At 39.4% G+C, this 15,433-nt stretch carries 10 protein-coding genes; 8 read left to right on the top strand and 2 right to left on the bottom strand.

Features of this window, described 5'->3' with window-relative positions; genetic code table 11:
• Positions 1-384: 384 nt before the first annotated feature.
• The 8 genes from B3317_RS12950 (at position 385) to B3317_RS12985 (ending at position 12,244) form a co-directional block, all read left to right on the top strand.
• Entirely contained in the window at positions 385-3,723 is a 3,339-nt protein-coding gene (locus B3317_RS12950; RefSeq protein WP_291112261.1) for a glycoside hydrolase family 2 protein, read from the top strand.
• Between the two features lie 124 nt (positions 3,724-3,847).
• Positions 3,848-4,237, top strand: coding sequence for a VOC family protein (locus B3317_RS12955; protein ID WP_291112263.1), 390 nt, complete (start codon positions 3,848-3,850; stop codon positions 4,235-4,237).
• 150 nt (positions 4,238-4,387) lie between these two features.
• Positions 4,388-6,061, top strand: coding sequence for a DUF6377 domain-containing protein (locus B3317_RS12960; protein ID WP_291112266.1), 1,674 nt, complete (start codon positions 4,388-4,390; stop codon positions 6,059-6,061).
• Positions 6,062-6,303: 242 nt separating this feature from the next.
• Complete coding sequence (locus B3317_RS12965; RefSeq protein WP_291112268.1) at positions 6,304-7,377, top strand: Gfo/Idh/MocA family protein; 1,074 nt, start codon at positions 6,304-6,306, stop codon at positions 7,375-7,377.
• A gap of 34 nt (positions 7,378-7,411) precedes the next feature.
• Positions 7,412-8,881 carry a Gfo/Idh/MocA family protein gene (locus B3317_RS12970; RefSeq protein ID WP_291112269.1) on the top strand — a complete coding sequence of 490 codons (1,470 nt, stop codon included), beginning with the start codon at positions 7,412-7,414 and terminating at the stop codon, positions 8,879-8,881.
• A 34-nt stretch (positions 8,882-8,915) separates the two neighbouring features.
• Entirely contained in the window at positions 8,916-9,803 is an 888-nt protein-coding gene (locus B3317_RS12975) for a 3-keto-disaccharide hydrolase (protein WP_291112270.1), read from the top strand.
• Positions 9,804-9,897: 94 nt separating this feature from the next.
• Positions 9,898-10,812, top strand: a complete 915-nt coding sequence (locus B3317_RS12980) for a sugar phosphate isomerase/epimerase family protein (protein WP_291112271.1) — start codon at positions 9,898-9,900, stop codon at positions 10,810-10,812.
• Between the two features lie 46 nt (positions 10,813-10,858).
• Positions 10,859-12,244 carry a DUF1080 domain-containing protein gene (locus B3317_RS12985; RefSeq protein WP_291112272.1) on the top strand — a complete coding sequence of 462 codons (1,386 nt, stop codon included), beginning with the start codon at positions 10,859-10,861 and terminating at the stop codon, positions 12,242-12,244.
• A gap of 55 nt (positions 12,245-12,299) precedes the next feature.
• Here the strand turns inward: B3317_RS12985 and B3317_RS12990 are convergent, their stop codons facing one another.
• Together B3317_RS12990 and B3317_RS12995 are read right to left on the bottom strand one after the other, a co-directional pair.
• On the bottom strand, positions 12,300-13,244 hold the full coding sequence (locus tag B3317_RS12990; RefSeq protein ID WP_291112273.1) for a DMT family transporter: 945 nt from the start codon (positions 13,242-13,244) through the stop codon (positions 12,300-12,302).
• A 102-nt stretch (positions 13,245-13,346) separates the two neighbouring features.
• Entirely contained in the window at positions 13,347-15,221 is a 1,875-nt protein-coding gene (locus tag B3317_RS12995; RefSeq protein WP_291112274.1) for a TonB-dependent receptor, read from the bottom strand.
• Positions 15,222-15,433 lie beyond the last annotated feature (212 nt).

Genomic DNA, 15,433 nt, shown 5'->3' on the forward strand with positions numbered 1-15,433 from the left:
ACATCGGCATATTGGCTAATTAGTACATTAGTTTTCTGTTACTTCTGTTACTTTTCAACTATATACAGTTAAAGAAAGCAAAAACAACAAGATAAAAATAGTAGAAAAAGTGTCAGATGTGTCAGGTTTTAACATTATATAGTTAATAAATGAAAATTAAGCTAATAATTATAAGTGACAATTTTCGTACATTTGCCCGACTTTTTATTACTTCATTTTTATATATAATAAATAAGACCTCACATTTTAATCTTTTTTTTACCTAAAAGTTAATCAGACCGTTAATCAGTTCCGGCTTTATTTGTATAGCCCTTCCGGAAAAGTTTAGCCTTTTCCCGATAGCGGTAATTATGTGTCTTAAATTATTATATAAATACCAGTTTCATGAAAAAAAATTATTTAAAGTTTATAGCAGCTATCCTCCTCTGTACGATATGTACAAATAAAGTACAGGCACAGTCCCGGATAGATTATAAATTTCCATTTAATCCGGTAAGAGGGTTAGTATATGAAGAAGAAAAGCCTTACCGTCAGGAATTATGTTTAAACGGGAAATGGGATTTTATGCCTGTTTATAATGCAAAAGCCACAGATTTCCGGTTCCCGTCCACATTCAAAAAAGAGAATGTTCCTATAAAAATACCATCTCCCTGGAATGTAAATAATTTCACAGATGGACAAGGTGGTGATTTTATAACCTATCCCAGTTATCCTAAAGAATGGAAAAAAGCTCAAATAGGCTGGATGAAGAAGAATATATCTATACCGGCCGACTGGAACGGAAAACAGATAATACTCCATTTTGAAGGAGTAATGGGAAAAAGCGAAGTATATGTGAACGGACAAAAGGTAGCGGACAATTTCGAGCTATTCCTGCCTTTTGAAGCAGATATCACCCCGTATATCAAAGCCGGACAGAAAAATGAAATAATGGTTGGTGTTGCTAAAGGTAGTCTGTTCGACGAACCGGGCAAATACGGACGCCGGACATATGTCGGAGGTTCAATGTGGGGTATAGAAATGGCGGGAATCTGGCAGGATGTATATTTATTTGCATATAATCCTGTGTATATACGAGATATCTTTATTCAGCCTGATGTACAGAACAAAAATCTAAAAATAGAACTCGAAATTAATAATACCACTGCCCAAAAGAAAACAATAAGCCTGAACACAGAAATAAAAAAATGGTATAATCTGGCCGGCCGTTCAATAAATGAAAGTCCTGAAGAAAAGAGCGAGCTTGCAACAAAAGCATCTCTGACCTTTCCTGAAGAGAAAAAAGTGACATTAGCGGCAAATACTGTAACTAAAATAACCATACAGAAAGCCGTTTCTAACGAATTGGATTACTGGACACCTGATACTCCAAATCTGTACGGAGCTGTAGTAAGCCTGAAAGAAAATAACAAGACAATCGACATAAAGCAAGACAGATTCGGATGGCGCCAATTCTCTATATCCGGCGACCGCCTCTTACTTAATGGAGATCCTATCTCATTAAGGGGCGACTCATGGCACTTTATGGGTGTACCTCAAATGACCCGCCGTTATACATGGGCATGGTTCAGCATGCTGAAAGATGCCAATGCCAATGCAGTACGCTTTCATGCCCAGCCTTTTCCCCGTTTTTATCTGGATGTTGCCGACGAAATGGGAATATGCGTACTTGATGAAACCGGCATTTGGTCGAGCGATGGCGGTCCTAAAATTGACAGTGACAACTACTGGGAAAGTTGTGCCGAGCATATCCGCCGTCTGATAAAACGGGATAAAAATCATGCATCGGTATTTGGTTGGAGTGTTTGTAATGAAACGGTACCTGTAGCCATGCATGTTTTTAAAGCCCCGGAACCGCTTATTCAGAAGCAACTGGATGAAATAAACAGATGGGTTAAGATCACAATGGAAGCAGACCCTACCCGCCCCTGGATTTCCGGTGATGGAGAAACCGACCGTCCAACAAATCTTCCTACAGTCATAGGACATTATGGAGGCATGGATGGAATGAAAAAATGGTCATCGGAAGGTAAACCCTGGGGCATAGGAGAACAAAGTATGGCATACTATGGAACGCCCAAACAAGTTTCTGAGTACAATGGAAACAGAGCATACGAAAGTATGCAGGGACGAATGGAAGCCGTTGCTATCGAGAGTTATGGATTAATAAAAACACAACGGGAGTTGAACGCGTCATACAGCTCGATATTCAATATGGCCTGGTACGCCTTGCAACCTCTCGAACTAGGGCTGAAAAATACGAAGCGCCCACCTTTACCCGAAGATGGAATTTTCTTTGGATTCGAAGAAGGAGCATATGGCATGCAGCCTGAAAGGTTGGGGCCATATACAACAACATTGAATCCGGGTTACGACGCCTCACTACCCTTATACCGTACATGGCCCCTATTCGAAGCCGTACGGAATGCAAATGCTACGCCCATACTCCCTTATAGCGGAAAAATAAAAGATAAGATAGAAAAGGAAAAGGAAGTAGATATTGCAGATGCAATCATTGTGTATGCATCGCAAAGTTCTAAACTGAAAGAAGACTTAGAAAACATAGGGTTAAAAATTCTTACAGAGGGTAAAGTGACCAATAAGAGCGTTGTAATAGTCGATGGCAATAATTTAACGGATAATACCCAAAATCTGTTGTCTAAAATACAGAAAGCGATAGAGGCCGGGGCTAAAATATTTGTAATAGGTATTAACAGACAATCAATAGACTTTATTAATAAATTTATGCCATATGTTGTGACTTTAGAAGACAGGCAGGCTACATCTTTCCTGAAAGAAGGGAATCCTTTACTTCTGCAAGGGTTAAATCATTCCGATTTCTATTTCTCTGAACTAATCCCTAGAGGAAAAACAGCTATGCATTATGGCTTATCGGGTGATTTTGCTATGAAAGCAAATATTATCCTGAGAGCTTGTAATACAGATTGGCAGCGCTGGAATTATCAAGCGGAAACATCTAAGACGGGAAATGTTTTTCGTAGCGAACGCGAAGCAAAAGGTTCTGATATCGTAATTGCTTCTATAGAATCAGGAAACGCAGAAATTATCATTTCCTCTTTAGACCTGAGTGAAATCTCGATGGAAACAACCGCTCTATTGACAAAGATTTTGTCTAATCTGGGGGCTGCCATATCAAATGACAATATAAAGAACATGCAAGCTCTCAGTAGTAACGCCAGATTGCACCGCACACTGTTGTTAGGGCCTTTAAGTAAAAATCCCCAGAGCGCAGACAAACTGTTATCTACCGATTTTATACATGGCGAATCATCCATTGTTCCACAACTAAACACTATATCCGATAATGAGAATTGGAAAGTTGCCACCAGTGATAATAATGGAACCTTTACTTTAGCCAAACCCGAAAGAGACAGAGTACCTGTGGCATATATGAGTTTCTGGATATATAGTCCGCGTTCTTTAAGCAACCTGCTGGCTGAGCCGGATATGCCTAGTATGGATATGTATGTAGGATTAGAGGGTGGCATTACGGTTTATCTGAATAGCCATCAGATTGCTTCTATGGAAATTACAGGAAAAGAAGACAGTAAAATTCCCAATATTATGCTTGACAAAGGTTGGAACCATATAATAATAAAACTTGTGAATCCAAAGAATAATTTCCAGATAAAGTCAAATATACGCTTCGACTCTGATGATAAAAACTTTATGAAACAAGTATTATCTTCTGTTGTAAGATAGGACGAACATCAAATTTTCATAGTGCGTTTCCGATACTTATAGGAGGTGAAACACACTATGAAAATTTTGATATAGTTGTCTTAGCATGTATCTTTGGACGACGATAATCATCAGTAAATATATTATGAGAATAGAACATTTAGCTATATGGGTCGAAGATATTGAACGAATGCGCGAATTTTATCTTAAATACTTTGACACAACATCCGGTGAAAAATATTTTAATTCCCAAAAAAGATTTACCTCATATTTTATAAAATTTAATGATGGAGGATGCCGGATAGAATTGATGAACCGTCCCGATATTTCAAGTAATCCCGGAAACAGGGGATTAATTATGGGAAATACTCATTTTGCCGTTACGGTAGGTAGCAAAGAAGCTGTCAATGAACTGACGGAACTACTCCGTAAAGATGGATACATAATAGAAGGCGAGCCCAGAACATCAGGCGACGGTTATTATGAGAGCGTAATATCGGACCCTGAAGGCAATATTGTTGAGATAATAGCTTAACATATGGAGAAGGTTCTTTACGATCAAAGATAGACCTTAAGTTGTGAATTTTATACAAAAATTGACCTGTATCATTTCGCATCTGAATATAATCAGATACATTTGTATTTCAACAAACAGATGTGCCCCGGGACAAGGTTATAAAGAACCATGAGAAACAAAAGAAGTATACGTCAAAAGTATTATATTGTGCCTCTTATTTTTTTCATTTTTTCTATTTCACTATATGGAAAAGATGATCTGAAGTCCATGTCTGATTATCTGGATCATATAATTGATAATAAAGAACAATTTACAGAACAAAAAGAAAAAGGAATCAGCAACCTCAAAAAGCTGTTGGAAAAGAAATCTTCTTCCTCGGAATATGAATATGAGATAAACCTCAGGCTGTACAACGAATACAAGAAATTTAAACTGGATTCGGCAATACATTATGCTGAAAGAAATGTGCAGATTGCAGAATCTCTGAATAACCAAAATCTGAAATATAATTCAGACATTAACCTTGCCAAAGTCTACTCCTATGCCGGAAGATTACTGGAATCGGAGAAAATACTGACAAGCCTGGATTCGCACAAACTTCCAAAAGACCTGTTGGCCGAATATTATGAAACATACTCCCGGTTTTACGAACACTACGGAGCTACAAGCAACCAAAGTAAATACTATCATCAGGTGGAAATGTACAGAGACTCATTGCTAGGTGTTTTGGATCAATCTTCTTTTTTATATAAGATTAATATTGCCCACAGATATATCACTTTGCGCAATACGGAAAAAGCATCCGAGTTACTGAACGACCTGCTTAACACAGAAGATATCGACACTCCTGAATATGCTTTGATTACTCATTATCTGGGAACAATAAACGCGATGAAGGGCAATACGGAACTGGAAAAAAAATATTATACTATGTCGGCCATAGCTGATATAAAAAATTCCATAAAGGAAAATGCCTCTTTTCAACGTCTGGCGGTTATATATTATAACAGTGACGATATATCAAAAGCCTTCAAGTATACACAATCTGCTATCGAGGATGCTGTCTTTTCGGGAGTTCAATTCCGTACCGCAGAAATGTCAAAGTTCTATTCGATTATCAATGCTTCGTATCAGGCAAAAGAAGCAAAGACAAACAGTAAATTAAAAACTTATCTGGTATTGATAAGCCTACTGTCTCTATTTCTCATTTTATTGGTGATATATATCTATAAACAGATGAAAAAATTATCCCGGATTAAAGAAGAACTGTCCGGAACCAATAAAAAGCTGATTACTCTGAATGAAGAGATTAATGGTACCAATAATTTGCTGAACGAAAGGAATGAGCAGTTATGGGAATCGAACCAGATCAAGGAGCAGTATATTGCTCAATTTCTGGATCTTTGCTCGACTTACATCGACAAAATGGAGGATTATCGTAAGACCCTTTACAAGTTGGGTATAAACAGGCACTATGAAGAACTGATTAAAAAATTGAAATCGACCACAGTAGTTGATAAAGAACTGGATGACTTATATGCACATTTTGACAATACCTTTTTAAGTTTATACCCCACATTTGTTTCCGATTTTAATTCTCTTCTGGCAAAGGAAGAACAGGTTACACTCAAAACGGAAGATCTGCTAAATAAGGAATTACGGATTTATGCCCTCTTACGGTTAGGCATAACAGACAGTACTAAGATTGCTAGTTTTCTTCGCTGCTCTATGAGTACAATTTACAACTACCGGACAAAGATGAGAAACAAAGCCGCTTCCAATCGTGATGAGTTTGAAGAAATGGTTATGAAAATAGGGACAATAAGCAAAAAAACAGAATAAATTTATTCTAACCGGTCTACATTTTTTAACTTCAAAAAAAACCTTATCCATTACATATCAACAACATACAGAAAAACTACTTCTACAAAATACTACTTAGAAAAACCGACCGGTATCATTTGCTGCTAGTTTTGTAATCAAGAGGAAAATCCGAATATTTTTTACCATGAAAGGCAATTGAAATGTTTTTGCCTGACGCTTTTCCTCTATAAATTAACAAATGATCTTTTATCGTTAATAGCATGAATACTAAAATTAAAGTCGGACTCATAGGGTTTGGCAGGATGGGAAGGTTTTATCTTCAGGAGATGCAGAAGAGTGGACGGTGGAATGTGGCTTATATATGTGACGTAAGCCCAAGCTCACGGGAACTAGCCAGAAAACTTTCTCCGGAATCTGAAATTATAGAAAACGAACAGAAAATATTTGATGACCCGACAGTACAGGTTGTTGGTCTGTTTGCTCTGGCCAACTCAAGAAAGGAACAAATAGAGAAAGCGATTCAAAGCGGAAAACACGTCATTTCCGAAAAACCGATAGCAGATACTATTACAAGGGAATGGAATGCTGTGAGTGTTGCAGAAAGTACACATTTGTTCTCTACAGTAAATCTTTATCTGCGCAACTCGTGGTATCATAAATTAATCAAAGACTTTATACAAAAAGGCGAAATCGGCGAGTTGGCCATCATACGCATATGCCATCTTACACCGGGATTAGCCCCGGGAGAAGGGCATGAATACGAAGGCCCGTCATTTCACGATTGCGGAATGCATTATGTAGACATCGCACGCTGGTACACCGACTGTAATTTCAGGACATGGAACGCGCAGGCTGTACGGATGTGGAATTATAAAGACCCGTGGTGGCTACAGTGTCACGGGACATTTGAGAATGGTGTTGTCTTCGATATTACACAGGGACATGTCTATGGACAATTATCAGCCAAGCAGACACACAACTCATATATAGATATGATTGGAACTGAAGGTATTGCCCGTATGACACACGACTTTAAAACAGCTGTGGTCGAACTACACGGAGTCACCCAGACTATACGGGAAGAAAGGCCATTCGGGGGGAAAAACATAGACGTATTATGTAACTTGTTTGCCGATTCCATAGAATCAGGTATCAGACACCCCAACTTGCCAACACTCCGAGACTCGGCCATATCCTCAGAATATGCATGGGAATTTCTGGAAGATGCCAAGAGTAAGGACTTGCCGGCTATAGGAGAAATACAGACTCTGGAAAAAATATTGCAAAGGAGAAAAACAATGAAAAACGGGTATGGCCTGTTACAACAAATATAATATTTCAGTTACTAATAAATACAATTTTTAAATTATGTCAGACTTTTCAAGAAGAAAGTTCCTGAAAACAGGAGCTACAGCATTAGCCGGACTAGCAGTAGTGCCAAATACCGTTCTGGGAAAATCATTCGGACATGTTGCTCCCAGTGATAAACTTAACATCATAGGTGTAGGTGTAGGCGGTCGCGGGGCACACGTCTTAAGAAGTATGAATTCTCAGAATATCATAGGACTATGCGATGTGGACTGGAAATATAGCGCAAATGTATTTAAGGAATACCCTAACGCGAAGAAATATTACGATTATCGCAAGATGTTTGAGGAACTGGGAAAAGAGGCTGACGGGGTAATGATTGCAACGGCAGACCATACACATGCTATTGTAGCGGCTGAAGCTATGACAATGGGAAAACACGTGTATGTAGAAAAACCATTGACCCATACTGTCTATGAATCACGCCTACTCACAAAACTGGCTGAAAAACATAAAGTTGCGACACAAATGGGTAATCAGGGTGCATCCGGTGAAGGCGTGCGCAAAATGTGTGAATGGATATGGAATGGTGAGATAGGTGAAATAACAAAAGTGGAAGCCTTTACCGACCGTCCTATCTGGCCACAAGGGCTTAACCGTCCCGAAAAAGGAGAAAAAGCCCCAAATACCCTTAACTGGGATCTATTCCTCGGACCTGCAAAATATCGTGAATATAACTCTATTTATACACCGTGGAACTGGCGTGGCTGGTGGGATTTCGGAACAGGCGCGTTAGGAGATATGGCCTGCCATATCCTGCATCCTGTTTTTAAGGGTTTAAAGTTAAGTTATCCAACCAAGGCACAGGCGAGCTCAACTCTTCTTCTGACTGATAGTGCACCTAGTGCCCAAACTGTAGAACTAACATTCCCGGCCCGGGAAAACATGCCTAAAGTAGCAATGCCTGAGGTTAAAGTAATCTGGTACGACGGAGGATTGAGACCAAGACTGCCTGAAGGATTCCCTGCCAATAAAGATCTGAATGATGAAGGGGGTGGCGTGATATTTCATGGAACAAAAGACACTCTTATCTGTGGTTGCTATGGTGTACGCCCATGGTTGCTTTCCGGCAGAACCCCGAATGCGCCTAAAGTATTAAGAGAAGTGACAACTTCCCACGAAATGGATTGGGTACGTGCATGTAAAGAAGATGCTTCGAACCGTGTTCAGACTGCATCACCTTTCAGTGAGGCCGGTCCGTTTAACGAAATGGTGGTTATGGGTGTGCTTGCGGTGAGATTACAATCTCTTAATCAGGAATTGCATTGGGACGGACCAAATATGAAATTTACCAATATCGGTCCGAACGCAACCATTCGCACTGTTATCAAAGATGGCTTTCAGATTAAAGACGGGCATCCGACATTCGACAAGACATGGACTGACCCGGTAAATGCGCAAGCTTATGCACAGGAGTTAATCAAACATACATACCGTGAAGGATGGAAACTCCCCGAAATGCCAAGATAAACCATATAATTATTACAATATAAAAAATAGAGAGATGAATAAATCTTTATATACAATCAGTTGCATCCTGCTATCAGGCTTTATGGCAGCATGCGGAGGTAGTTCAAACAAGGCTGAAAGCAGCAATACTAATATGGACGAAAGTAAAACAGAAGAAAGCAAGTTGCCTGAATATAGAGCTCTTGATAAGCCGCAGGTTAACTTATCCGAGTTTAAAACAGACAAAGATGGCTACATTATCCTGTTTGATGGAAAAGACCTGAAAGGCTGGCGTGGATACGGCAAAGATAATGTTCCGGGAAAATGGACAATAGATAATGGAGCTATTAAATTCAAAGGTTCGGGTGGTGGAGAAGCACAGGACGGAGACGGAGGTGATCTGATTTTTGCACATAAGTTCAAAAATTTCGAACTCGAACTGGAATACAAAGTAGCTAAGGGAAGTAATTCCGGTATATTTATTCTGGCGCAAGAAATAGAATCCAAAGATCCCAAAACAGGAGAGATGAGAATGGAGCCTATTTATATTTCTTCTCCTGAAGCACAGGTTTTAGATAACGAAAATCACCCTGATGCAAAATTGGGTAAAGATAACAACCGCAAGTCAATGTCATTATATGATATGATCCCGGCTAAACCACAAAACGCGAAGCCTTTCGGCGAGTGGAACCAGGCTAAGATAATGGTCTATAAAGGGACTGTGATACATGGGCAAAACGGTGAAAACGTGGTTGAATATCATCTTTGGACTCCACAATGGACAGATATGCTGCAAGCAAGCAAATTCAGCAAGGAAAAATGGCCGCTGGCTTTCGAATTATTGAATAATGTAGGAGGACCAGACCGGGAAGGATATATCGGACTCCAGGATCATGGAGATGATGTATGGTTCCGCAATATACGTATAAAGGTTTTAGATTAATAGTTTTTTAGAGTTTGGTTATCAATTCCGTAGGGGAGTTTAAAGACTCTCCTATGGAGTATGTTTCAGTATTAACAATCCAGAAATAAATATCATGAAAAATAAGGTTTATTTACTGTTGGTATTAGCTTCATTAATAATATTACCACAAACGATTCATGCACAGAACAAAGGAAATGCAAAAAAAGATATAGCCATACAGTTATATTCAGTCAGAGATAGAATTGGCAGTTATGTAAATCAAACAGGGAAGTATGATGCCGATTATACAGCAATACTCAAAGAACTGGCACAAATGGGGTATACCGCAGTAGAAGCAGCCGGATATAATGATGGCAAATTCTATAACCGCACACCACAGGAATTCAGAAAAGACGTAGAAACAGCCGGGTTGAAAGTCCTGTCTTCACATTGCACCAAACCATTGGCACCCGAAGAGCTGGCTTCCGGCGATTTTACAGAATCTTTAAAATGGTGGGATACAGCAATTAAAGCACATAAAGATGCCGGAATGACTTATATTGTTACCCCATGGCTGGAGATACCTAAGACAGTTAAAGACTTAAAAACGTATTGTGATTATTACAACGAAATAGGTAAAAGATGTAAAGCTAACGGGCTGAAATACGGATATCATAACCATGCCCATGAATTCCAGAAAGTAGAAGACGAAGTAGTGATGATGGACTACATGATTGAAAATACAAATCCGGAATTTGTATTTATTGAGATGGACGTATATTGGGTCGTAATAGGCAAAAATAGTCCGGTCGATTATTTTAACAAATATCCGGGCAGATTCTCTGTCCTGCATATAAAAGACCATCGTGAAATCGGACAAAGCGGGATGGTCGGATTTGACGCTATCTTTAAGAATGCCGAAACAGCCGGTGTAAAACATATCATCGTTGAAGTAGAAAAATATAGCACGACTATTGAAGAAAGTATAAAAACCAGTCTGGAGTATCTGCTCGATGCCCAATTTGTGAAAGCCAGCTATAGTAAATAATTAAGCTTTTTCTATCTGTAGAAAAATTGAATTAAGCCTTTGATATATGAGCCGGATAATAATATTATTACTCGTTTTAAGTTTCATTTGGTTAAATTCCTGCACTGATTCGAAAAGCAGGATATTATTTAATGGTAACGGCAATAAAGATTGGCAAACTGTCGGTAATGTTTCTATAAATGACAGCATACTAATACTCTCAGGACCAAATTCCCGTGCCACACTGAAAAACGGTAAATATAAAGATTTCGACTTAAAGTTAGTATTACGAACCACACAAAATGGCAAAGGCTTTATCTGTTTTCATACTGATGATTCCGGTAAAGGCTACCGGATAGCAATTAACAATGACGCTACTGACCCGATATGGTGGAGAATGACTGGTAGCCTCTTATCTGTACGCAATCTCACCAAAAGTCTGGTAAAAGATAATCAATGGTTTACTATGAATATCCGGGTAGAAGGTCAATCCATAGTAGTGAAAGTGAACGGAGAGCCTGTTGTAGAATATATAGAACCCGCAGATCCGTTGCGTATATCACCAAACGATAAATGTATTCTCTCGAGCGGTACAATTTCGGTAGCAGGCAAAGGGGACGGAGCTATAGAGCTTAAAAATATTTCAATTGAAACACTCGACAGAAAAGATATAAACATTCCTGCGCAACTGACCATTGCTAAAGACGAACAAAACGATGACATACTTCATCTTCATCAGGAAGATTTTCCGGTTCTCGATTATCATGTACATTTAAAAGGAGGATTTACAAAGGAAGCAGCGGCAAAGCAATCACGAAAGACAGGTATTAACTATGCCGTTGCTCCTAACTGCGGAATTGGATTTCCGGTTACAAACGACAAAGATGCCTTTAATTTTCTGGACACAATGCATACCCAACCCTTCATACTTGCTATGCAGGGCGAAGGCCGGGAATGGGTAACAACTTTCTCTGAAAAGGCCCGGCACGGGTTTGACTTTGTATTTACAGATGCTTTGACCTTTAATGACCTAAGAGGGCGACGGGTGCACTTATGGGTAAATGAAGAAGTTGTAATCAATGATGAGCAACAATACATGGACATGATTGTTGATCGAATATGTTCGGTTTTACAAGAGCCGGCTGATGTATATGTCAACCCATTCTTTCTTCCTGAACAAATGAACGACCGTTATGATGCATTCTGGACTGAAGACAGGATAAATAAAGTCATCGATGCGCTCGCTAAAAGTGGTATGGCTTTAGAAATAAATGAACTATATAACATTCCCAACAAAACGATCATAATGAAGGCAAAAAGAGCCGGAGTTAAATTTACTTTTGGCTCAAATAATATTAGCCCGGAAGTAGGAAGATTGGAATATTCCATACGCATGAAAAAAGAATGTAACTTAATGCAACTGGATATGTACAAGCCAAAAGTTAAACTTTGAATATTCGCAATCGATATTTCCTCAATCACAGGTATAAGAGTCTACCTAAAATATTTTATTTCCATCTGAAATATTTTTTCAGAACCCGCCCAACGCTATTAACGGCTGCATGAAGTTTAAGAGGCGTAATGGATTTTCCGGCTATGATGATAATAACAGCGGATAAAATCAAAACAATACCTGTAGCTAACCTTACAGTAAGAATCTCTCCAAAAATCGCTATGCCGATAACTACAGCTGTAAGTGGCTCCAGTGCGCCCATTATTGCAGTCGGTGTAGAACCGATAGCATGCACTGCTTTAACCATTGTAATCAGGGATATAACAGTAGGAACCAATGCCAGCATGGCAGCCCACATCCACATAGAAGGTGTTGTAAGTAGTTGTAGATGGTTCTTTGTTTCGGAGAATGAATGTACTACAATTACCAGCATGCAAAAAATCAGAACATAAAATGTAAGTTTTACGGATGACATCATTAATGTTGATTTGTTCACAACTATTATGTAGACTGCATATGTTAGGGATGACAACATCACCAGTAATACCCCTATTGAACTTAATGTACTCCCACCCTCTCCATTATAAAGTAGAGCTATCCCTCCCAGAGCCAATGAAATAGACAATACGGTCACCATAGATAGTTTCTCTTTAAAGAATAGAGCCATTATAACAGCCACCATTACAGGATAAACAAAAAGAATGGTAGATGCTACCCCTGCATCCATATAGTGAAAACTGGTGAATAAGGACAAAGCTGAAGTGGCAAACAATATACCTAAAATACCTAACAGGCCTAATTCCTTTCGGGTTACGCCAAACGATTTCTTTTGTACGAAGATTATCCCGGCGAGGATTATAGCTGCCAAAGAGAACCTGTAAAATAATACCGAATTCACATTTAGTCCTTCCTTATACAGGAACAATGCGCCAAGAGGATTTGTCCCATAGCTTACAGCTGCAATAACACCGTATATAGTACCTTTTAGTTTTGTGCTCATTTTTTCAACTTTTCTATGGGATGCAAAAGTAGATAAATAGTCTGTTAATTCTTTTTATAGTAAATGAGAATTATTGGGACTTATGGTTTGCCCTTTACTATGTTAAAAATTAAAGTTTACTCCGCCCATGAATGTAGCACGTGGCATAGGAAAGCCAAGCATTGTCTCGTATTTTCTTGCTAATAGGTTATCTCCCTTAGCAAAAACTTCGAGCCATTTCATTGCACGATAAGACGCACGGGCATCTACTAATGTATAGCTGCTTTTTTGAGCATTGTCTCCGGTAGAAAGATACAGTTTATCTATAAGTTGTGCACCTGCACTAAATGAAAACTTACCCGGATTGTACGACATACCTGCATATAGCTTATGTCTCGGGGCACCTGTTATGGGTGTATCCATATGGAGATAACTGTAATTAGTATGCAATCTGAAGTTTTTCAGCAGTTGATAATTGAGGCTGAATTCTATTCCTTTGTTGGTAAACTCACCCACATTACGGTTTTGCGGACGACCATCTACCTGAACGGTCTCTACTATGTTATCCCCTTCGGTGTAGAAAAAAGTCAATTCTGCTGACATACGATTGTCAAACAAGCCTTGTGTTATGGAAAGATCATAACTCCAGCTACGTTCGGGCAATAAATCTTCATTGGCAGAAGCATACATATACAATTCACGCAAATTAGGTGTACGAAAGCCTTTGGACGCAGAGAATTTCAAGTGTGTATAATCAGATGCCTTTACCGAAAAACCTGCTTGTGGTATCCATTCAGTCCCATATAACTTGTGATTTTCCAAACGGATTCCAACATTCAGCATAAATATATCCACTTCTTGTTGTGCAAAAAGATAGCCGGCTACTTCGTGAAGTTTAATATGATCGGCATATACCTCTGTCTCAGGATCACGGTAAGCGTTTCCACCATATATCTTTGCATCGAATCCTCCTGTTATTGTATTTCCTTTAAACAGGCTTGCCGACTGGTAAATATTCGCACCACCCATATAGTCTGTGGAATTGAAAAGATACGGACGAGGTGTTTCTCCTGCAAAATAACCGTCGTTTATTTCATGGTCACCCCAGTTGTAATACAGGTTTACGGCTCCACTGGTTTTACCATAATTATTCTCGATAGACAGGCCCGACATACCGCGCAGTACATCGGCTGTTCCATCCAGCATAGGCTTGCTTTCTGTTCCCGGATTTTGGGATTTGGACCTGGCAATATTTACATTACCTGTTACATTCCATTCCTCTGTAAGTTCATAACCCAGTTTTGTAAATCCACTGAAAGATTCGAAACCGGAATTGATACGATGCCCGTCGGTGCGTTCGTAATTACCGCTTACCACACCTGCAAACCGCCCATTACGATAGGTATCTGTAATGGAATAGCGTTGTGTACCATAGGAGCCTCCCGTCAATCTTGCCGAAAGCTTATTACCATCTGCCGTCGCCCTGCGGGTTATGATATTGATGGCTCCCCCCATCGCATTGGAACCGTAGAGAATAGATGCCGCACCGCGTGAAACTTCTACACGTTGCGCATCTGATGCAATATAAGCATCAGCCACAGGATGCCCATAAATGGTCGCATATTGGGGATGTCCGTCTATCAGGATAAGCACGCGTCCGGCCCCTCCACCGAAACCACGCAGGCTGATACCACCCGCCGCACCGGTAGATACTCCGTATCCTGCTATCCCGCGGGATGTAACGAACAGGCTGGGAACATATTTCATCAAAACGGGAAGGAGATTAGTCTCTTCACTCTGTTCTATTATTTCACGGTCTACGATACTTACCGGCACAGGGATTATATCGCGCTGAACAGGTATACGCGAACCTGTTACTACGACTTCGTTCAGGGCATATTTTCTTGTTGATGCAGTATCAGTCACTTGTTGGTTTTGAGCCTGAACCGATGTTGACAGCAGGATACTGCAAATAATCAGGTTTCGTATTCTTTTCATTATTCTCTATTAATTTCCTTTTTGCTTAGATATAAACTAATGAATATTAATACAAATATCTGTTTTTTTTCTCAAATTATTCTCTACGTTTGACAAATGAGAAAAAAATATTCATAAAAGTGAATAATAGCAAATCTGAAGGAATAAAGTTATCAGGAAATATCCTGAATCAGTCAACAACCCAAGCTAAATAGTGTTACATGATGAAAACG

The organism is Dysgonomonas sp. UBA7710 (assembly GCF_002482385.1).
Lineage (GTDB): Bacteria > Bacteroidota > Bacteroidia > Bacteroidales > Dysgonomonadaceae > Dysgonomonas.